At 37.7% G+C, this 19401-nt stretch carries 23 protein-coding genes; 10 read left to right on the forward strand and 13 right to left on the reverse strand.

The genetic code is table 11. The features are described from left to right. Positions 1-48: 48 nt before the first annotated feature. Positions 49-672 (reverse strand): glucose-6-phosphate 1-dehydrogenase family protein, encoded by a 624-nt coding sequence (locus DPV95_RS02690; protein WP_111406612.1) that lies wholly within the window; start codon positions 670-672, stop codon positions 49-51. Positions 673-681: 9 nt separating this feature from the next. Next, positions 682-1509 (reverse strand): bis(5'-nucleosyl)-tetraphosphatase (symmetrical) ApaH, encoded by an 828-nt coding sequence (gene apaH / locus DPV95_RS02695; protein ID WP_049367022.1) that lies wholly within the window; start codon positions 1507-1509, stop codon positions 682-684. 161 nt (positions 1510-1670) lie between these two features. On the opposite strand from apaH, the gene DPV95_RS02700 reads away from it, so the two are divergent. Both DPV95_RS02700 and DPV95_RS02705 read left to right on the forward strand, forming a co-directional pair. Then, positions 1671-2519: a glycosyltransferase family 25 protein gene (locus DPV95_RS02700; protein WP_111406613.1), complete on the forward strand. Its 849-nt coding sequence runs from the start codon at positions 1671-1673 to the stop codon at positions 2517-2519. A gap of 8 nt (positions 2520-2527) precedes the next feature. After that, positions 2528-3538: a capsular polysaccharide synthesis protein gene (locus tag DPV95_RS02705; protein ID WP_049367024.1), complete on the forward strand. Its 1011-nt coding sequence runs from the start codon at positions 2528-2530 to the stop codon at positions 3536-3538. 1 nt (position 3539) lies between these two features. On the opposite strand, the gene yibB is transcribed toward DPV95_RS02705, so the two are convergent. The 4 genes from yibB to DPV95_RS02725 are packed head-to-tail and all read right to left on the reverse strand — an operon-like array spanning position 3540 to position 7059. Beyond that, positions 3540-4403, reverse strand: a complete 864-nt coding sequence (yibB, locus tag DPV95_RS02710) for a protein YibB (RefSeq protein WP_049367025.1) — start codon at positions 4401-4403, stop codon at positions 3540-3542. Positions 4404-4449: 46 nt separating this feature from the next. Then, entirely contained in the window at positions 4450-5316 is an 867-nt protein-coding gene (gene rsmA / locus DPV95_RS02715) for a 16S rRNA (adenine(1518)-N(6)/adenine(1519)-N(6))-dimethyltransferase RsmA (RefSeq protein ID WP_049367026.1), read from the reverse strand. Positions 5317-5357: 41 nt separating this feature from the next. Next, positions 5358-6389, reverse strand: a complete 1032-nt coding sequence (locus DPV95_RS02720; RefSeq protein ID WP_049367027.1) for a glycosyltransferase family 9 protein — start codon at positions 6387-6389, stop codon at positions 5358-5360. After that, entirely contained in the window at positions 6382-7059 is a 678-nt protein-coding gene (locus DPV95_RS02725) for a glycosyltransferase family 25 protein (protein WP_111406614.1), read from the reverse strand. Before DPV95_RS02725 ends, DPV95_RS02720 begins: the two co-directional genes overlap by 8 nt. 325 nt (positions 7060-7384) lie before the next feature. Here DPV95_RS02725 and infA point away from each other — a divergent pair, with 325 nt between their 5' ends. The 5 genes from infA (at position 7385) to rplI (ending at position 9189) form a co-directional block, all read left to right on the forward strand. Continuing rightward, positions 7385-7603: a translation initiation factor IF-1 gene (gene infA / locus DPV95_RS02730; RefSeq protein WP_005627617.1), complete on the forward strand. Its 219-nt coding sequence runs from the start codon at positions 7385-7387 to the stop codon at positions 7601-7603. 189 nt (positions 7604-7792) lie between these two features. Beyond that, complete coding sequence (gene rpsF / locus DPV95_RS02735; protein ID WP_005627620.1) at positions 7793-8170, forward strand: 30S ribosomal protein S6; 378 nt, start codon at positions 7793-7795, stop codon at positions 8168-8170. Continuing rightward, positions 8157-8483 (forward strand): primosomal replication protein N, encoded by a 327-nt coding sequence (priB, locus tag DPV95_RS02740; protein ID WP_005627623.1) that lies wholly within the window; start codon positions 8157-8159, stop codon positions 8481-8483. Before rpsF ends, priB begins: the two co-directional genes overlap by 14 nt. An 11-nt stretch (positions 8484-8494) precedes the next feature. Next, the gene (rpsR, locus tag DPV95_RS02745) at positions 8495-8725 is read left to right on the forward strand and encodes a 30S ribosomal protein S18 (RefSeq protein ID WP_005696867.1); all 231 of its coding nucleotides are present in this window, start codon (positions 8495-8497) and stop codon (positions 8723-8725) included. Positions 8726-8739: 14 nt separating this feature from the next. Further along, on the forward strand, positions 8740-9189 hold the full coding sequence (rplI, locus tag DPV95_RS02750) for a 50S ribosomal protein L9 (protein ID WP_049367029.1): 450 nt from the start codon (positions 8740-8742) through the stop codon (positions 9187-9189). Positions 9190-9337: 148 nt separating this feature from the next. Here the strand turns inward: rplI and frdD are convergent, their stop codons facing one another. Genes frdD through frdA form a run of 4 tightly spaced genes read right to left on the reverse strand, consistent with a single transcriptional unit; the run spans position 9338 to position 12677 of the window. Beyond that, positions 9338-9682, reverse strand: a complete 345-nt coding sequence (frdD, locus tag DPV95_RS02755; RefSeq protein ID WP_111406615.1) for a fumarate reductase subunit FrdD — start codon at positions 9680-9682, stop codon at positions 9338-9340. A gap of 11 nt (positions 9683-9693) precedes the next feature. After that, complete coding sequence (gene frdC, locus DPV95_RS02760) at positions 9694-10104, reverse strand: fumarate reductase subunit FrdC (RefSeq protein ID WP_049367030.1); 411 nt, start codon at positions 10102-10104, stop codon at positions 9694-9696. A gap of 10 nt (positions 10105-10114) precedes the next feature. Next, positions 10115-10885, reverse strand: coding sequence for a succinate dehydrogenase/fumarate reductase iron-sulfur subunit (locus tag DPV95_RS02765; protein WP_049367031.1), 771 nt, complete (start codon positions 10883-10885; stop codon positions 10115-10117). Beyond that, the gene (frdA, locus tag DPV95_RS02770) at positions 10878-12677 is read right to left on the reverse strand and encodes a fumarate reductase (quinol) flavoprotein subunit (protein WP_049367032.1); all 1800 of its coding nucleotides are present in this window, start codon (positions 12675-12677) and stop codon (positions 10878-10880) included. Before frdA ends, DPV95_RS02765 begins: the two co-directional genes overlap by 8 nt. A 279-nt stretch (positions 12678-12956) precedes the next feature. On the opposite strand from frdA, the gene epmA reads away from it, so the two are divergent. Continuing rightward, complete coding sequence (gene epmA / locus DPV95_RS02775) at positions 12957-13940, forward strand: elongation factor P--(R)-beta-lysine ligase (protein WP_049367033.1); 984 nt, start codon at positions 12957-12959, stop codon at positions 13938-13940. Between the two features lie 192 nt (positions 13941-14132). Further along, positions 14133-15176, forward strand: a complete 1044-nt coding sequence (locus tag DPV95_RS02780; protein ID WP_111406616.1) for a porin — start codon at positions 14133-14135, stop codon at positions 15174-15176. A gap of 252 nt (positions 15177-15428) precedes the next feature. Here the strand turns inward: DPV95_RS02780 and hemH are convergent, their stop codons facing one another. Both hemH and DPV95_RS02790 read right to left on the reverse strand, forming a co-directional pair. Beyond that, positions 15429-16400, reverse strand: a complete 972-nt coding sequence (gene hemH, locus DPV95_RS02785; RefSeq protein ID WP_049367035.1) for a ferrochelatase — start codon at positions 16398-16400, stop codon at positions 15429-15431. Further along, positions 16397-16816: a hotdog fold thioesterase gene (locus DPV95_RS02790; protein WP_049367036.1), complete on the reverse strand. Its 420-nt coding sequence runs from the start codon at positions 16814-16816 to the stop codon at positions 16397-16399. Before DPV95_RS02790 ends, hemH begins: the two co-directional genes overlap by 4 nt. 232 nt (positions 16817-17048) lie before the next feature. Between DPV95_RS02790 and gorA the strand changes: the two genes are divergently transcribed. Beyond that, positions 17049-18419, forward strand: coding sequence for a glutathione-disulfide reductase (gorA, locus tag DPV95_RS02795; RefSeq protein WP_005696855.1), 1371 nt, complete (start codon positions 17049-17051; stop codon positions 18417-18419). A gap of 67 nt (positions 18420-18486) precedes the next feature. Here the strand turns inward: gorA and DPV95_RS02800 are convergent, their stop codons facing one another. Then, the gene (locus tag DPV95_RS02800; RefSeq protein WP_049367037.1) at positions 18487-19314 is read right to left on the reverse strand and encodes a class II glutamine amidotransferase; all 828 of its coding nucleotides are present in this window, start codon (positions 19312-19314) and stop codon (positions 18487-18489) included. Between the last annotated feature and the right edge of the window lie 87 nt (positions 19315-19401).

Genomic DNA, 19401 nt, shown 5'->3' on the forward strand with positions numbered 1-19401 from the left:
GCATAACAAATAAACAAGACGAAAAAATTTAATGGAAATGACCGCACTTTATTGATGACAGCGCTCGTAAAGCGGTTGTAATTGTTGGATGGTTTGCGTGATAAATAAAACAGGATCAATTTGGCTTAGTTGATCTTTTTCAATACTTTTCCCAATACACCAAAAATCATCCTCTGAACGCAAGAGAAGATCTTTTTCAGAAATACTTTTCACTTGGCGAAAATCATCATATTCGCTTTCATTTTCTCGCCAAATATCAAAATCAGCAAATTGTTTGAAATCAAATTGATCAAGCCACTGATTATATTCTTTCACATTAATTTGTGAGCGATCTGCACGATAGCAATGCCAATCTAAACACACTCTTAGTCGGCGACGATTTAATAGCACAGAAAAGATTGCTGCAGAATTTTGGTTGAACTCATATTTAAAATAAGCGAAGAAATGCGCGCGTACTTGCCAACCATTGGTCCAACTTTCGATATGCGGTTTCGCAAAAGGTGTGCCAAGCTGCTTTGAGACTTCTTGAATAATCGCTTTCCAGTTATCCCAATGTAATTTGTAATCTGCTTTAATTGCCGGAATATCTTCCGGGCAGAATTTCTTCATCTGGGCGAATTGATAGAAAGGAATATTGAACAATTCGCAAGATTCAGCTGTAAGCGAGAGCATAGTGTTTCCTTAAAAATCACTGTAATTTTTGACCGCACTTTGCGTGAAGAGTTGTTTGTCTTCCCAACGCAATAGGGTCATTCGATTATTCCACACACATCCTGTATCCAAGGCATAGATACCTGGCGGAGTGGGCTCATCCACTAAACTTGCCCAATGCCCAAAGACAATTGGAATTTGTTTATAAAGTGGATTATCTAAATTAAACCAAGGCGTGAGCTCCGCTGGTGCATCTTTTAAAGGGGATTTACAGGCAAAATCAAAGCGATGGTCCAAATAACAAAAACGTATTCGAGTGAAAGCATTAATAATGTAACGATGACGCGCTAATCCCTGCAAATCTGGCGACCAGCGATCAGGCTGTTCAGAATACATATTTTCAATGAGATCATGAAAATCGCCTTGCTGTAAAATCTGTTCAACTTCAGCTGCACAAGATTTTGCGGTTCCCAAATCCCAATCTGGCGAAATGCCCGCATGCGCCATCAGGAAGTTTAACTCTTCATTATGCACAAGTAATGGCTGATGGCGTAACCAGTCAATGAGTTCATCAAAATCGGGTGCATTAAAAATAGCATCGACACGATCACGCGGTTTTACTTTTTTTATACCCAGTGCGGTCGCAATTAAGTGTAAATCGTGATTACCTAGTACGGTTTGCGCCGCATTACCAAGTGATTTTACGAAACGAAGACATTCAAGTGATTTATCCCCACGAGCCACAAGATCCCCCACAAGATAAAGTTTATCTTGCGTAGGATTGAAATCTACACGTTCTAATAAAAGCTGTAATTCATCATAACAGCCTTGCAAATCACCGACGAAATAGGTAGCCATTCTTTCTACAATGCTCCAGTTATGGTTATTAGGTTTTGGCAGTCTTTATGCTAAAAATTTACCATAAATTCTAGCATAGATTTTTTGTGAAGATACTATTCATTTCATGATCTTAAAATAGTAAGATAGCCTGCAATTTAAGGCAGATATGATGTTTTTCTATGTATTCTATTGAACATAAAAATGTAGTGATTAGTATTTCAACGGCGGATAAACGTCGAAATCACATTATCGCTCAATTCGGTCAGAAACAAATTCCCTTTGAATTTTTTGATGCATTCACACCTTCTGATCGACTTGATGCTCATTTACAGCGTTACCTTCCAAATGTCAAGGCCACATCAAAGCTTACGGCAGGAGAGAAGGGGTGTTTGATGAGCCACTTCATGCTATGGAAAAAGTGTATTAACGATAATTTAGATTATATTTCTATTTTTGAGGATGATATTCTGCTTGGTGAGAGTGCTGAACAATTTCTTGCGAATGATGAATGGCTAAAAGTGCGGTTCAATTTTCAAGAGATTTTTGTTTTGCGTTTAGAAACCTTTTTAATGCCTGTTCAACTGGAAAAACAGCAACAAATTTTACCTTTCCAAGAAAGAAATATTGATATTTTAAAATCAAAGCATTTTGGTACAGCTGGTTATATTATCTCTAATGGCGCAGCGAAATACCTCATTAATTTATTTGAAAACCTCGCAGTAGATGAAGTCAAAGCAATTGATGAGATCATATTTAATGAACAGATTAATGTTGGTGCCTATCAAGTATATCAACTTAATCCTGCCATTTGTGTTCAAGAATTGCAGTTAAATCAAGAAAATAGCTTATTGGTAAGTGATTTGCAGCAAGAGCGTAAAAAAAATACGGCAGTGCACACCAAGAAAACATTGAAACAGCGTTTAACTCGGATAAAAGAAAATATTATACGAGCGCTAAATAAAGAAAAATGGAAAGAACAACAACACCTGAAAGAAATGCAAGGTAAAGAAATTGTTCGTTTTATGTAGATAAGCCTATGAAAGAAGAATATTCATCACTCTCAACTTTGTTTTCAACTCACTCCACTTTTTTTGATTTTATTAAAACGGTGAGTAATAAACCTTATAAAATATTTTATACAGGTTTAATTCCAAAGCCTATTCGTAAATGGCTTGCTAAAAAAGCGGATTTAGCTCAACAAAATCATGTGGCTACTTGTTGGAAAGAGGTTATTTCTCTTTATATGGATGGTGAATTGGATGAAATTGTTATAGCACCTAAAAAAGATCTAAAAGATAAAAAAATTATTTGGCAATATTGGGGGCAAGGTTGGAATAGCGAGTCACTACCTGAGGTTGTCCAAATTTGCACTCGTTCTGTCCAGATGAATAAAGGAGAGTATGAGGTTATTTATTTAGATGATAAGAACATCGGTGAATATATTGATCTCCCTCATTTTATTGGTGAAAAGAGAAAAAATCCTGAATTTCGTCATGTTTTCTTTTCTGATTTACTGAGATTAGCCTTATTAAAAGCCTATGGTGGTGTATGGGTTGATGCGACAGTTTTATTTACAGGTCCAATACCTGCTCATTTGAGTGAAATAGATTTCTTTGTATTTGAACGCACCACAAAAACTAAAGATAAAGAAAGGTGGCAGAGATTAAATGGTGATTATTTCTCTTGGAAAGAAGAGCATAGAATCAAATTTTTGAGTAGCATTATGTTTGCTAGGAAAGAAAATGGAACTATAAATAATTTACTCCAACTAATGCTTTTCTTCTGGAAAACTCAAGGACATATCCCGCATTACTTCTTCTTTCAAATTCTATTTGATGAATTGAAAAAAGAAGGCTTAATTGAAGAATTTGAAGCGATTGATGATACTTTCCCACATTTACTATTTGCGGAGTTAAAAAATCCTTTTGATAAAGATAAGCTAGATCACATTTTAGCGCAGTGTAATCAGCATAAACTTACTTATATTAAGGATTGTTTGTCTGGTAGCTTTTATGCTTATTTAAAAGAGAAATATAAACATCAATAAATTAGAGAAAAAAGTCTTTTATTCTTTCTTTTAGTGATACTTTGGCGGTCTCATCAAATTTTTTGAAGAGATGAAACCACTTATCCTTACCTAGATAATTAAATTTAAATTTATCTTTTTCTTTTATTATCGTCATTAAGAAAACACCTTGATCGTCATCAACAATATTGTTTTTTAATAAAAGCTTCTGACTGGATAGATTCGCTTTAAAGAACAGATTCCAATTCTTTTTGTGACTAACAATAGCACCACCTATTACAAATACAATGTTATTAAATATTGCGTGGTAAACATCAGATGATTTATTTAGTAGTACGTGGTTATTTTTTATTGTAAAAAAATGAATTTTATCGTCAGAAAAGTGGTATTTCCATTTTTTAATATTATTTAATGTATCTAAATCTCTTACGTATCCAAAGTCAACCCAAGAGACTAGTTCAGTATGGACCAGTTTATCTTTAATTGCTTTATTAACGAGATAAGATTTTAAATTTGTTACTAACACATATTTATGATTCCAATATTCAATGTTTTTTAATAGATCAGGTCTTACTTTAGATTTGAATTCTTTACTATTTTGAATTTCTTTAATTCTTAGTAATATTTTATCAAATTTATTAATATTAAATGGAATAATTTTAGTAGGCTTATTTCCTCTGATCTTTTTTATTCTTTCAATATGTTCATTATCAGAAAAGATAACCATTGGATTGTCTAATGTGGCTAAATTAGAAAAATACTCAAAATAAGTGTCATTTGTTCTCGTCATATAGTCAGGTAATTCTTCTTTTGATTGAAGATTTCCTCTGCCAATATCAAAAAATGCAGTAACGATTGTAATCGTTGAGTCATACTTTTCTTTCATTATTTTATTACTCATTAGACAGGATATTAGATGCTATACGCTATGATTATTCATCATTCGGCTCAAAAATGTCTTCAGTATTGATATCTGCTGGTGGATTATCTGCCAGCCAGTTCGCTAAGCGCGCATAATCTGCAATAGCCAAATTTTCTGCACGTGCATTTAAATCAATACCAAGTGCGGTCAGATTTTCAGCTGAAAATAATGTTGAAAGCGCATTACGCAATGTTTTACGGCGTTGGTTAAAAGCTTGAGAACAAACACGGTTCAACCAATATAAATCTTTTACAGGGTGCGGCAATTCTTTATGTGGAATTAAACGCACAACAGCTGAATCTACTTTCGGTGCAGGTTTGAAGGCCGAAGGTGGCACTTCAAGTACAGGCATCACTTGGCAGAAGTATTGCGCCATGATGGTTAAACGCCCGTAAGCTTTGCTATTTGGGCCTGCGCATAAGCGTTTTACCACTTCTTTTTGTAGCATGAAATGCATGTCTTGAATCACATCGTGATACTTAAATAAGTGGAACATCAATGGGGTAGAAATGTTGTAAGGCAAGTTACCAAATATGCGTAACTTCTGACCTTTTTCTGCTAAATTTTCTTTTGTATAAAGCTCACCAAAATCAAATTGCATCGCATCTGTTTCAATAACGGTCAGTTTTTGATGTAAAAATGGATGATGACGTAAACGTTCGGCAAGATCTCGGTCAAGCTCGACCACCGTAAGATGATCGACAAGCTCTCCAACAGGCTCCGTTAATGCACCAAGCCCTGGGCCAATTTCTACTAAGAATTGATTGGGTTGTGGGTGAATTGCCGACACGATCCCTTGAATGACAGAGGTGTCGTGTAAAAAGTTTTGTCCAAAGCGTTTACGGGCGGTATGACCTAAGTGTTTTTTTGAATTCATAAAAATAATCTAATAAATGATAAAGTTTGTGGCAGGCATCTTTAAATATCTAGCCATTCTGGTTTTATTTCTCTCGGGGAGATCTCATTAACATTATCGTAGTAATGAATAATATGGCATACATTCTTAGAATTGGGATGCCAGTGCGTAAAATTTTCTTTGTCTTGCGAGTAAAAACAAATCATAGGTTTATTTAACCCCGAAGCGATATGAACCGTTGATGTATCAACCGAAATAAGTAGAGCACAGTTTCTAATCAACTCAATTGTATGATAGATCGTTGTGTGAGGATTTGGATAAACAAATACATCATTAAATTGATTAGCGATTCTACTTAAATGCTCATAAGTATCAGGTGTTGCAAGTAAGATTAGCTGATGTTTATTCGAGTCTCTAATATATGTTAAATAATCTACAATGTGGGAGTCATCAAACTTTCTATTTTTGCCATTTCCATAGAAGTTAATGGTAATAAAGTTATTTAACTTGTTGTCCGTAATAAACTGAAGAATTTCTTTTTTAATTAAGTCATCTTGCGGAACGTCATAGCGATCATCACTTAGACTGATATTTGACTGAGCTAAAGCTTCTTTGTAAATTTCTGAAAAATGGCCGTCTTTAGTAATATTTATATTAAAAATATTATAATCTGCTTTTCTATAGCCGATATAACTACGGGCATTGAGTATTCTCAATAGCAACAAGTCTCGGTTTCTAAGTACAAGAGTTGGATCAATGACAACATCGTATCTTTCTTTTCTAATAAACAGTGCCGTCTTGATGTAGTCGAGAATGTTTCTTTTCTTTACAAGATAAATCTCATCAATGTTATGGTTTCTTTGAAACAGATAAGCGTTTTGTTTCGTGCAGATGACACCAATCTTTATCAAGGGGTTAAATTTCTTTATTTCCCGAAAAACAAAAGAACTCACGATATAGTCGCCAATTTTCCCATCTTGTCGCAAAAATAAGAAACTCTTAGGATGTTCTAAACTTTGGGGATTGTTGGATCTTGAGGATTTATCGAGCATCAATTTCCCCACTTTTAATCTTAGGGCTTTTAGCTTATTCATATCGATGCTCAATTTTGTCTATTTCTGAGTCACTGTTTAATCCTCTAAATACACATGGTGGTTCAATACCATAGGTATCAACGCGTGTTTTTTGGATTAATCCCGTTAGATAATCTGCAGGCAGTCTTATTGGATAAGCGTAATTAAGTAATTTTTTTGCACCAGATAGTGTAATTAAATAAGCGGTTGCATAGATAATGCATCTTCTTGAATTTTTTGAAGGTGCCTTGTAATGTGCAAGTCTATATCCTTCCACAATCCGTTTCTTAAAGAAATGGGATTTAACTTTTCCGTGATCAAAAAAGATCAACTCATGATTTTTATTAATTTTATTGAGCGTATCTTCAACAATTTCCTTAAAGTGCTGTGAAACGATCGCATCGTCTTCAAGAATAATGGCACTCTTAATATTGTTTTCTACCATGTGTTCATAAACTTTAATATGACTTATTGCACAGCCAATTTCACCGAGCGTTAAGGGTTTAGGTGATAAATAGTGTTTCGGATAGAAATCATAATCGACAGATTCTAATACGGAAGCAGGAAGTTTTTTCCCATCTGTCGCATCAAAAAAACTAAAGTCTAACCCCAAACCAGAAAGGCGCTTAGCAATATTTTCTCTTCTTGTTGAATGTTTTAAACTAATTACAATTATTTTAGGTATAGCCATAAATAACCCTTGGGTTGAAGTTATTGTTTTACATACAGATTAACGAACATTATAGTAAAGTTTGCTTTAGCTTTTTAGGTAGGGTGCCATCTTGGGAAAGGTGATACCGCATAAGGCTACATCTTGGCCTCGTATGCTAAATTAAATTCTTTATCTAATCGACTTTAGTGGAACATTATAATCGAATTATTAAAAAAATAATGTGCATTTCAACAAAATACCATTTTAATCTTTCGTCTAACATTAAAAACGGCTATAATTCGCCCGTTTTTCATTTATAACCGTAAGAAGTGCGGTCAAAAAAATCATAATTTTAGAGGATAAAATGGCAAAAGAAGATTGCATTGAAATGCAAGGCACAATTTTGGAAACCTTACCAAATACCATGTTCCGTGTTGAGTTAGAAAATGGTCACGTGGTGACTGCACATATTTCTGGCAAAATGCGTAAAAACTATATTCGTATTTTAACGGGCGATAAAGTAACTGTAGAAATGACACCTTATGACTTGAGCAAAGGACGTATCATTTTCCGTAGCCGTTAATTTAGAAATTAAAGAAAAGCCGATATGTTGATATCGGCTTTTTTTGTTTGAAAAGCGTACAAATTATTTGAAGTCTGGAAAAAAATCTGTATAATCAGCGCTCTTAGCCACGTTCATTTTTTCGTTCCTTGCCTTTGCAGATTGGTGGCTAATCTACGTCAAAGGCTGATTAACCCGTAAGGAGCAGTAATGCGTCACTACGAAATCGTGTTTATGGTTCATCCGGACCAAAGCGAGCAAGTACCAGGTATGATCGAACGTTACACAGGTTCTGTTAAAGAAGCTGGTGGTCAAGTTCATCGCCTAGAAGATTGGGGTCGTCGTCAATTAGCGTACCCAATTAACAAATTACACAAAGCACACTACGTGCTTATGAATGTAGAAGCGCCTCAACAAGTCATCGACGAGCTAGAAACGACTTTCCGTTATAACGATGCTGTATTACGCAGTCTTGTTATCCATACTAAGCACGCCGTAACCGAAGCGTCCCCAATGAAAGCGGCTAAAGAAGAACGTAAACCTTTAGCTGAAGTTGAAAACAACGATTTTGAGGATGCTGAAGAGTAATTCAAAACTTGATAATCGCTTCTCGTTAATCGGCACTGTGTGTCAATTACCCAAGCGAAGCAAAAGCCCTAACGGGATTGCGCATTGCCAGTTTTGGCTGGAACATCGTTCCGAACAAGTCGAAAGTGGTTTGTCACGCCAAGCGTGGTTAAAGATGCCGGTTCAAGTCAGTGGCAATCAGTTAATAGAAAAAACTCAAAGCATTACGGTCGGCAGTAAACTTCTTGTGGTGGGGTTTATTACTTCACATAAAACCTCAAATGGTTTAACGCAATTAGTATTGCATGCCGAGCAAATCGAATTTATAGATTAGGAGACAGCCAAATGGCACGTTATTTCCGTCGTCGTAAGTTCTGCCGTTTCACAGCGGAAAATGTTGTTGAAATCGATTACAAAGATATCGCTACATTAAAGAACTACATTTCTGAAAGCGGCAAAATTGTACCAAGCCGCATTACCGGTACTCGTGCGAAGTACCAACGCCAATTAGCACGCGCAATCAAACGCGCTCGTTATTTAGCGTTATTACCTTACTCTGATTCTCATCACAATTAAGAAGGAGTTAGGAAATGCAAGTAATTCTTTTAGATAAAATCGTTCACCTAGGTAACGTAGGTGATCAAGTTAATGTTAAATCTGGTTTCGCTCGTAACTTCTTAATCCCACAAGGTAAAGCAGTTATGGCAACTAAAGCTAACATTGAACACTTTGAAACACGTCGTGCAGAGTTAGAAGCAGCGGCAGCAGCAAGTCTTGTAGCAGCTCAAGCTCGCGCAGCACAAGTGACTGCATTAGGTTCTGTAACTATCGCATCTAAAGCTGGTGATGAAGGTCGTTTATTCGGTGCAATCACTACTCGTGATGTAGCAGAAGCAGTAACTGCAGCTGGTGTTGAAATTGCGAAAAGCGAAGTTCGTTTACCAAACGGTCCAATCCGTACTCTTGGTGACCACGATGTTCGTTTCCAACTTCACGGCGAAGTATTTGCAACATTAGATGTTATCGTTGTTGCAGAATAATTATCAAAGTTTTTGATAAAAGAAAACCCGACGTAATGTCGGGTTTTTTGTTTTTCTGGATTAAGAAAATATTTGGGTTATTCTTCGATAATAAAAAAGTGCGGTCATTTTTGACCGCACTTTTATTTCTTCACTTTAGTGTTTTAAATTACAAACCTAATACAGCAAATAATACCCAGATTGTGTAAATCATGGCTAAGCCGTAAAAGATAAATCCGCCTGTTGGCACGTGGATTTTAAGATCGTGCATCGCATGATGGATACGGTGTAAACCACACCACATAGGGAAAATTGTTAAAACTAAGATAACTAATTTTCCGATCCAAGAATAAGCGAATGTAATTAGGTTATGTGGATCAATTAATCCGAATGGTAACAATAAACCAAGGATTAAGATCACAACAGGGAAGAAAATCGCACTGACAGTCCCGCCAGCACCAAACATCAACCATACTGGTGGTTCACCAGAGCGTTTTGGATTTTGATCGACCATTTTTTCTCTCCCTACATATAAACTAAAATTAATGCGATAACACTAATCACTGCCGTCACTGCCCAAAGTGCATTTCTTAACACGTGATGTGGTAAACGCTCATTTTTAACAATGATGTTCATCACTTTTGGTGTCATCACAAAATAAGTTGCAGTGTGATATAAAGTCGCAATTAATGTGATGATATTTAAGAACACTACAATTGGATTTCTTAAGAAGGCAATGAAATCAACAATGCCTAAGCCCGGTACAGGATTGCTTGCAAGACAAAGTACACCATAAAGCAATACGACACAGAACCATACAGCAAAGATAGAGGTTGCTTCACGCACCATATAAGCTTTGTAGAAATCCAATTTTTGCCACCAAGTAGCCGTCATTGGGCGAACATATTTTTTGCGTTTACTTACTGTTACTGACATATTCTTCCCCTTAGCCTTTTGGTTTTAGCATTGAGATAACATAATCTTTGGCACTTTCCACTTTGCCTTGGTTAATTGCAGAAGCTGGATCCACGTGTTTTGGACACACTTCAGAACAATAACCCACGAAAGTACAGCTCCAAACACCGTTTTTACCATTTAATAATGGCATACGTTGTGCTTTACCATGGTCACGGTTATCAAGGTTGTAACGGTGTGCCATAGTAATCGCTGCAGGGCCTAAGAATTCAGGGTTTAAACCAAATTGTGGACACGCCGCATAGCATAAACCACAGTTGATACACATTGAGAATTGACGATATTTTTCAAGTTGTGCCGGCGTTTGTTTAGTACGGCTTACTTGCAATTCTTTTGATGGATGTGGTTTACCATCTAACGGTGGTGCTTCGTTACCAATAATATAAGGTTTAATCGCCTCTAAACTTTCAATAAAGTGGCTTAAATCAACCACTAAGTCGCGTTCAATCGGGAAGTTTGCTAATGGTTCAATACGCATATGGCCGCTGTAATCACGTAAGAACGTTTTACAAGCCAATTTAGGTTTGTTATTCACCATCATCCCACAAGAACCGCAGATCGCCATACGGCAAGACCAGCGATAAGAAAGAGACGGTTCAAGTTTATCTTTAATGTAACCTAACGCATCTAAAAGAGAGGTTTGGTTATCATAAGGTACTTGATAAGAGCTTAAATGTGGCTCTTGATCATTTTCTGGGTTGTAGCGTAATACTTCTACAGTCATTACTGGTGAATTAGCCATTTGCTTGCTCCTTAGCTTTCGCAGCCGCTTCTGCCGCTTCTGCTTCAGCACCATAAACACGTTTTGCTGGTTGAGATTTAGTGATTTTCACCGGACTGTATTCAATACGCGGTGCATCATCGCCATTGTAGTAAGCAAGGGTGTGTTTTAAATAATTCACATCATCACGTTCAGTGTAGTCTAAGCGTTGGTGTGCACCACGAGACTCTTTACGTTCAATCGCAGAGTTGGCAATAGATTGTGCTACATCAAGGATGTAACCTAATTCTACGGTGTAAAGTACATCGGTATTGAATACGCTTGAACGGTCTGCAACACGAATACGTTTATAACGTTCTTTAAGCTCAGCAATTTTATCTACTGCTTTTTGCATGCTTTCTTGGTCACGGTAGATACCACAACCTTCTTCCATCACGGTACCCATTTCATCACGAATTTCAGACCAAGATTCATTACCTTCTTGGTCATAAAGCGCTTTAAGGCGAGCCACAACATCTTGCGCTTGAGCATCAATTGCTGCACGGTTTGCTGGTTGTGCTTCCGCTGCACGTTGTGCGGCATATTCACCGGCAACACGGCCTAAAACCACTAATTCAGCAAGCGAGTTAGAACCTAAACGGTTTGCACCGTGTAAACCAGAAGACGCACATTCACCCACAGCAAATAAACCTTTAATACGAGTTTCGCTGTTGAAATCCACTTCGATACCACCCATGGTGTAGTGAACAACCGGACGAACTGGAATTGGTTCATTAACTGGGTTTACACCTTCATAAGCACTGGCTAATTCACAAATGAATGGAAGACGTTCATGTAAATATTTTTCACCTAAGTGACGTAAGTCAAGGTGAACCACATCAACACCTTTTGCTGTTTTTAAGGTGTTACCTTTTTTCCACTCTTGCCAGAATGCTTGTGAAACTTTATCACGTGGACCAAGTTCCATGTATTTGTTTTCAGGTTTGCCGATTGGGGTTTCAGGGCCTAGACCATAATCTTGTAAATAACGATAGCCGTTTTTATTCACTAAGATACCGCCTTCACCACGACAACCTTCCGTCATTAAGATACCGGTGTTCGGTAAGCCGGTTGGGTGGTATTGGACGAATTCCATATCACGAAGAGGGACACCGTGACGATATGCCATTGATAAACCATCACCAGTTACGATACCGCCATTGGTATTGAATTTAAATGCACGACAACCACCACCCGTTGCAATCACAACCGCATTTGCGTTGATTTGAACAAGTGAACCTTCCATCATATTCATCGCAACCATACCACGAGCATGACCATCATCAACTAAGATGTCTAAAACGAAGTGCTCGTCAAAGCGTTGAATTTGTGGATATTGAATGGATGTTTGGAAAAGAGTATGTAATAAGTGGAAACCGGTTTTATCTGCTGCGAACCAAGTACGTTCGATTTTCATCCCACCGAAACGACGCACGTTTACATCACCATCGGCTTTACGGCTCCAAGGGCAGCCCCAACGTTCAAGTTGAGTCATTTCCACTGGAGAATGTTCAACGAAATATTCCACCACATCTTGTTCACATAACCAGTCACCACCGGCAACGGTATCGTGGAAGTGTTTATCGTAGGAATCTTCCTCTTTAATTACTGCGGCCGCACCGCCTTCTGCTGCAACCGTATGGCTACGCATAGGATAAACTTTAGAAACTAATGCGATCTTTAAGTTAGGGTTTGCTTCTGCTGCTGCAATTGCGGCACGTAAACCGCCACCACCAGCGCCAACAATAGCAATATCGACATTAACCGTTTGCACGATGTCCTCCAATCAATAGAAAGTAAAAAAATAAGATGCCCTAAATAAATAGGTGATACGCTGTCATTCTGCCACTTTTGTTCACAAATTAGTAACCTTTTTTCCTGAATAAACGGATAAAATATCAAAAGTGTGATCTAACTCAAAAAAGTTACTTTTTTATATATTTTTAGATGATAACCGTTTTCGTTTAAGAATGATTTAGTCGGATTATTGAGTTAAAAATTACTCTTGTTTACAATAGCCTAATTCATTTTAAAGGTGAAAACGGAGAAAAAAATGACCGCACTTAGCGATAAAAAAATAGAATGGCAACCTTCCGCATCAATTAAAAACTTATTGGCGAGAGCCAAAATTATTGCTGATATTCGCCAGTTCTTTACTGAACGTGGATTACTAGAAGTAGAAACTCCAGTTTTAAGTGAATTTGGCGTGACGGATCTTCATCTTTCCACCTTTAATACAGAATTTGTTGCCCCTTTTGATGAACTGTCGAAAACGCTCTGGCTTTCCACAAGTCCGGAATATCACATGAAGCGTTTACTGGCGGCAGGCAGTGGACCGATCTTTCAAATTGGTAAAGTATTCCGTAATGAAGAAGCGGGCAATCGCCATAATCCGGAATTTACTATGCTCGAATGGTATCGACCGCACTTTGATATGTACCGTCTGATGAATGAAGTCGATGATTTACTACAACAGATTCTCGATTGTAAACCCGCAGAAACGTTAAGTTATCAATTTGTCTTCCAAGAATATGTAGGATTAGATCCATTATCAGCGACTCGTCAAGAATTGGTGGAAGTTGCACGTAAATACAACTTTATGGCAGATGAAGATGAGGATCGTGATACTTTATTACAATTTCTATTCAGTGAAGTGGTAGAACCTAAAATTGGTCAGGAGACGCCAGTCGCCGTTTATCATTTCCCTTCTTCCCAAGCGGCACTTGCGCAGCTTAGTCCTGAAGATAGCCGAGTAGCAGAACGCTTTGAGTTCTATTATAAAGGATTAGAGCTAGCCAACGGTTTTCATGAGCTTACAGATGCTCGTGAACAGCAACATCGTTTTGAGCAAGATAATCGCCTACGTGCAAGAGCTGGTTTGCCACAACGTGAAATTGATCATCGTTTTCTTGCTGCATTACAAGCGGGCATTCCGAATACGTCAGGCGTTGCTTTAGGTGTTGATCGTTTAATTATGATTGCATTAGGCGCTAAAAGCATTAAAGAGGTGATTTCATTTTCGGTGGAATGCGCTTAGTTTGCTCAAAAAATATCCTTTTTTGTTCAAAAAATGTGATCTTGATCGGATTTTAGAACATTGGTCGGGATCCTCCATTGACACTATAGGTTTATTTTGTAATATTTGCGACGTCTATTTCGGAGATTGAACTTTTTATTAAAAATTGCTTCAATCAAAAATCATCGGTAACAACCAAAAGGAATAACAATTATGAAAAAGACACTAGCAGCATTAATTGTTTCTGCATTTGCCGCTTCAGCAGCAAACGCAGCAGTAGTTTATGATAACGAAGGTACTAAAGTTGAGTTAAACGGTTCTCTTCGTTTAATTATGGAAAAAGCGGATAAAAAAGAGTACGACCGCGCTGGTAAATCAACTAAAAAAGCTAACTCTGCTTTACGTAATGCAGGTTCACGTTTCGGCATCACTGTAAAACATAACTTAGATAACGATTTCTATGCATTAGGTCGTTTAGAATTCCGTTTTGATGATACTGATTCTCGTGATAAATTTGGTAGACTTTACGCTAAACGTGCCTATGTAGGTTTAGGTAGCAAAGCGACTGGCGATATCACATTTGGTCGTCAATTAACTATTGCAGATGATTTAAGTCAAGCAGTTGATTATGAATATGGTTTAATTCCAAAAGAAGAATATATTCCAACTGCAGGTACAGGCGTAATTCGTTATGACTATAAAGGTATTGAAGGTTTACAATTAAGTGCAAACTATAACTTTGGTCAAAAAAATAATGAAAAAGGCAAACCGCTTGATCCAGGTATCAAAAATGCTTATGCTGTAGGTGCATTATACACAGTGGGTGACTTAGATGCGCGTTTAGCTTATGGTCACACAAACTTTGAAACTAATGCGTCATATGCTCACCGTTTAGATGGTGTTTTAGCATCATTAGGTTATAAATTTGCTGATTTCACAGTAACTGGTGACTTCGGTTACGCACATGAAAAATTGAATGATGCAAAAACAAACAAATTCTATGTGTCTCCTGGTTTCGCATATCAAGTTGTGCCAGCGTCTAAAGTGTATGGTAACTACCTATACGAACGTGTGAAAGGTGACGTTAATAAAGATAAAACTCACGGTTTCTTACTTGGTGCAGACTACAAACTTCATAAACAAGTTGTAGTGTTCTTAGAAGGTAAATACGTAACAACTAAATCTTACAAAGACGATGCTTATACTGGTAAAGTTAAAGACAGAGCTATCGGCGTAGGTATGCGTGTATACTTCTAATCTTTGATTAGAAAGAAATCTTAAAAGGCGAATCGAAAGGTTCGCCTTTTTGTTTATCTTTTTAAATCTCCCCAACCCCTCTTTACAAAAGAGGGGCTTTTTTATGAGTTACTTTTAATATTTTATGGGAGTATTTGAGAGGACTAAGAGCATAGAGCATAGAGCATAGAACATAGAGCATTTATTTGCCAATAAAATACCCCCTCTTTAGTAAAGAGGGGGCTAGGGGGAGATTTAATTAAAGGAGATTTACTACTGCAACTTATCCAAAATCAATTCTCCCATCATTTCAATATGGGCTTTTTCTGCATTTAATGCAGGGATGTAGTGATAAGAAACGCCGCCATGTGTCAAGAATTTCTCTTTATTTTCAACCTCTATTTCTTCTAAGGTTTCTAAGCAATCCACCGAAAAGCCCGGGCAGATCACAGCTATTTTCTGAATGCCTTGAGAAGCCGCTTCTTCTAAAAAGTGATCCGTATAAGGTTGTAACCATTCTTCACGCCCAAAGCGTGATTGGAATGTCATATTCCATTGGTTTTCTGTTAAGCCAAGTTTATCCACAATCGCAATCGTGGTTTGTTTACAGTGCTGGCGATAATAATCGCCCATATTCTCATAACGCAATGGAATGCCATGATAAGAAAAAAGCAAAAACTCATCCGGTTTTAACCGCACTTTAATCGAATCCACTAAGGCATTAATGTAGTTTTCATTAAGATGATAGGAATGAATAAACTCAAAAGGCACAATATTACGTTCTTGTGCAATGGCACGATTGAACGCATCAATCAATGCACCGGTTGTTGTGCTGGAATATTGCGGGTAAAGTGGCAACACAATTATGCGTTCCACGTCATTTTTAAGTAAATTTTTGACCGCACTTTGCATCGATGGATTGCCGTAAGTCATAGCAATTTCGACCTGTGCATTGATGCCTTTTTCATTTAAATAAGCTTGTAAACCGGCTTGTTGTTGCTTTGTAATCGCAAGCAGGGGAGAACCTTGTTCTGTCCAAATAGATTGATAATTTTGTGCAATGCGTTTAGAACGCATAGGTAAAATAATGGCTTTTAAAAGGGGATACCATTTCCAACGAGGTAAATCGACCACACGGGGATCCATTAAAAAATCGGCCAGATAACGGGAGATCGCAGCGGGTTGCGGGGCATCAGGCGTACCAAGGTTTGCTAAAATGATGCCAATTTTTTGAGTTATAGTCATAAATATTTGATAGAAAGCGTTAATCGAGAAACGCAGCAGAGTTTATCTTGTTCATCACGAATGTCAATTTGCCAGACATGGATATTTTTACTTAAACTGATAGGCATTGCCTTAGCGATCACAACGCCTTGTTTTACTGGGCGAAGGTGATTGGCGTTGATATCTAATCCTAAGGCAGATTGACCTTCTTCTATACAGAGAAATCCCGCTAATGAACCAATAGTTTCAGCCAAAGCAACAGACACACCACCATGTAATAAGCCAAAAGGTTGAGTAGTGCGATGATCAACGGGCATTTTTGCTTCAATCCAGTTTTCTCCATAAGCCGAAATCTCAATCCCCAAATGCCCAACGGCACAATGTTTTCCCATTTCATTGAGCTGCTTAAGTGTGAATGCTTTTTTCCAGATTGCCATATCGGTTTTTCCTTTGGTAAGCTGATTAGTTTTTAAGATGATTTATGCTTGTTTTTTGCTGGAGGTAAGCTGGCATTATAACGAAAATCTACTTTGTATGTTGATATTTATGCTGAAAATGAGGATCTTTCTTTTCATATAGACAATCCCAATTAAATCAATTTATAGCTTTCTTCTTTAGTTTTAGGCAAAATAGGAGAAAATTCTAGTAAGTAAAAAAAGGATCATTACAATGACTAAACATTATGATTATATTGCTATCGGTGGTGGTTCCGGCGGGATAGCCTCAATTAACCGTGCGGCAAGCTACGGCAAAAAATGTGCGATTATTGAAGCAAAACATCTCGGTGGTACTTGTGTAAATGTGGGTTGTGTACCGAAAAAAGTGATGTTTTATGGTGCTCAAATTGCAGAAGCGATTAATAGTTATGCGCCGGCTTATGGTTTTGATGTAGAAGTGAAAAAGTTTGATTACGCGAAATTAGTCGAAAGTCGTCAAGCTTACATCGGTCGTATTCATACCTCTTACAATAATGTATTAGCGAAAAATAATGTCGATGTGCTTAATGGTTTTGCACGTTTTAAAGATACGAAAACGATTGAAGTGAGCTATGCAGATGGTTCAACAGAATTAGTGACTGCAGATCATATCTTAATTGCTACGGGTGGTCGTCCAAGTATTCCAGCGGTAAAAGGCGCAGAATACGGGATTGATTCAAATGGTGTGTTTGCTTTAAATGAGTTACCAAAACGTGTCGCAGTAGTAGGCGCAGGGTATATTGCTGTTGAATTAGCGGGTGTTTTAAATAGCTTAGGCAGCGAAACACATTTGTTTGTACGCCAACATGCCCCATTGCGTAATCAAGATCCATTGATTGTCGAGACTTTAGTTGAAGTGTTAGCACAAGATGGTATCCAACTGCACACCAAAGCGTTGCCTGAAGAAGTAGTGAAAAATACGGATGGTTCACTTACCTTGAAATTACAAGATGGCCGTAAAACCACAGTGGATACGTTAATTTGGGCAATCGGTCGTGAACCAGCAACGGATGTGATTAATCTTGAAGTAACCGGTGTGAAAACCAATTCACGCGGACAAATTATTGTCGATAAATATCAAAATACAAACGTACCTGGCATTTATGCTGTGGGTGATATTATCGAAGGTGGTATTGAATTAACACCAGTTGCCGTGGCGGCAGGTCGTCGTTTATCCGAGCGTTTATTCAATAACAAACCGAATGAGCATTTAGATTACAATCTTGTGCCAACTGTCGTGTTTAGCCATCCGCCAATTGGTACAGTCGGTTTAACTGAACCACAAGCGATTGAGCAATATGGTGAAGAAAATGTGAAAGTGTATAAGTCCTCTTTCACGGCAATGTATACCGCTGTCACTGAACATCGCCAGCCTTGCCGGATGAAATTAGTGTGCGTTGGCAAAGAAGAGAAAATCGTGGGCTTACACGGCATTGGTTTTGGTGTGGATGAAATGATTCAAGGTTTTGCTGTGGCAATCAAAATGGGTGCAACCAAAGCAGACTTTGATAATACAGTGGCGATTCACCCAACAGGTTCAGAAGAATTTGTCACAATGCGTTAATTGTAGATAAAAAAGTGCGGTCAAAATCTCTGATGTTTTTGACCGCACTTTTTATTTTGATTTGTTATCAGGCTGCTGCACGATTGCCTAATGTACCGTCATCTTCCATTTCTTTTGCCACGCCTACTACCTCAGCAATTTTATCTCCTTCTTTGAAGAAGACGAAACCACCATGTTCCATTTTGACCCAAGGCTCATCTTTGGTGAGAGGGAACGTCGTAATGATGGTGACTTTGTCGCCATCTTTTGCATAATCATTAAAATCAATGACACCATCATCATCAATGCGGTGAGCTTTACCAAAAGGAGCTTTGCGCGTTAAGTAATGCAAATTGGTTGAGCAGTGGGCGATCATCCATTCTCCGTTTGAAAGAATGAAATTAAAGGTGCCTTTTTTTGAGAGCTCTCTGGTAATGTCTTGAATGGCTTCAAAAATTTCCATTTCAGACGGTTTACGACGGAAGCGATTTTTCAAATATTCCGCCATATAACAAAATGCCGTTTCTGAATCAGTTGAGCCAATCGGTTGGCAGAAACTCTCAGACATATCCGGCAAGTCTTTTAAATTACCGTTGTGAGCAAACACCCAGTTTTGTCCCCAAATTTCACGAATAAAGGGGTGGGTGTTTTCAATGGTTACACCGCCTTGCGTTGCTTTACGAATGTGAGCAATCACATTGAGTGATTTAATTTTGTATTGTTTTACACAATCTGCAATAGGGGATTGTGATGCTGCGTGGTTATCGCGAAAAATACGCACTCCACGACCTTCAAAAAAAGCAATACCGAAGCCATCTGAATGGCAATCAGTAAGACCAGCACGACGACGGAAACCTTCAAAAGAAAAGACAATATCCGTCGGCGTATTGCAGTTCATTCCGAGTAATTGGCACATAAATTCCTACAACTTATTTTTATATTTTTATAACCTTATAATGTGTGCTGATTTAACACCATAATGCGTTGAAATTCAAGATGGATA

The sequence above is a fragment of the Haemophilus parainfluenzae genome (assembly GCF_003252755.1).
GTDB lineage: Bacteria > Pseudomonadota > Gammaproteobacteria > Enterobacterales > Pasteurellaceae > Haemophilus_D > Haemophilus_D parainfluenzae_N.

Coding starts and splice junctions, on each gene's coding strand:
- apaH (WP_049367022.1), bottom strand. CDS start 1,509: ATGGCTACCTATTTCGTCGGTGATTTGCAAGGCTGTTATGATGAATTA.
- DPV95_RS02720 (WP_049367027.1), bottom strand. CDS start 6,389: ATGAATAAGCTAAAAGCCCTAAGATTAAAAGTGGGGAAATTGATGCTC.
- rsmA (WP_049367026.1), bottom strand. CDS start 5,316: ATGAATTCAAAAAAACACTTAGGTCATACCGCCCGTAAACGCTTTGGA.
- rpsF (WP_005627620.1), top strand. CDS start 7,793: ATGCGTCACTACGAAATCGTGTTTATGGTTCATCCGGACCAAAGCGAG.
- DPV95_RS02790 (WP_049367036.1), bottom strand. CDS start 16,816: ATGGCAATCTGGAAAAAAGCATTCACACTTAAGCAGCTCAATGAAATG.
- DPV95_RS02765 (WP_049367031.1), bottom strand. CDS start 10,885: ATGGCTAATTCACCAGTAATGACTGTAGAAGTATTACGCTACAACCCA.
- infA (WP_005627617.1), top strand. CDS start 7,385: ATGGCAAAAGAAGATTGCATTGAAATGCAAGGCACAATTTTGGAAACC.
- DPV95_RS02780 (WP_111406616.1), top strand. CDS start 14,133: ATGAAAAAGACACTAGCAGCATTAATTGTTTCTGCATTTGCCGCTTCA.
- frdD (WP_111406615.1), bottom strand. CDS start 9,682: ATGGTCGATCAAAATCCAAAACGCTCTGGTGAACCACCAGTATGGTTG.
- rplI (WP_049367029.1), top strand. CDS start 8,740: ATGCAAGTAATTCTTTTAGATAAAATCGTTCACCTAGGTAACGTAGGT.
- hemH (WP_049367035.1), bottom strand. CDS start 16,400: ATGACTATAACTCAAAAAATTGGCATCATTTTAGCAAACCTTGGTACG.
- yibB (WP_049367025.1), bottom strand. CDS start 4,403: ATGAAAGAAAAGTATGACTCAACGATTACAATCGTTACTGCATTTTTT.
- DPV95_RS02800 (WP_049367037.1), bottom strand. CDS start 19,314: ATGTGCCAATTACTCGGAATGAACTGCAATACGCCGACGGATATTGTC.
- DPV95_RS02700 (WP_111406613.1), top strand. CDS start 1,671: ATGTATTCTATTGAACATAAAAATGTAGTGATTAGTATTTCAACGGCG.
- priB (WP_005627623.1), top strand. CDS start 8,157: ATGCTGAAGAGTAATTCAAAACTTGATAATCGCTTCTCGTTAATCGGC.
- DPV95_RS02690 (WP_111406612.1), bottom strand. CDS start 672: ATGCTCTCGCTTACAGCTGAATCTTGCGAATTGTTCAATATTCCTTTC.
- DPV95_RS02705 (WP_049367024.1), top strand. CDS start 2,528: ATGAAAGAAGAATATTCATCACTCTCAACTTTGTTTTCAACTCACTCC.
- epmA (WP_049367033.1), top strand. CDS start 12,957: ATGACCGCACTTAGCGATAAAAAAATAGAATGGCAACCTTCCGCATCA.
- gorA (WP_005696855.1), top strand. CDS start 17,049: ATGACTAAACATTATGATTATATTGCTATCGGTGGTGGTTCCGGCGGG.
- frdC (WP_049367030.1), bottom strand. CDS start 10,104: ATGTCAGTAACAGTAAGTAAACGCAAAAAATATGTTCGCCCAATGACG.
- DPV95_RS02725 (WP_111406614.1), bottom strand. CDS start 7,059: ATGGCTATACCTAAAATAATTGTAATTAGTTTAAAACATTCAACAAGA.
- rpsR (WP_005696867.1), top strand. CDS start 8,495: ATGGCACGTTATTTCCGTCGTCGTAAGTTCTGCCGTTTCACAGCGGAA.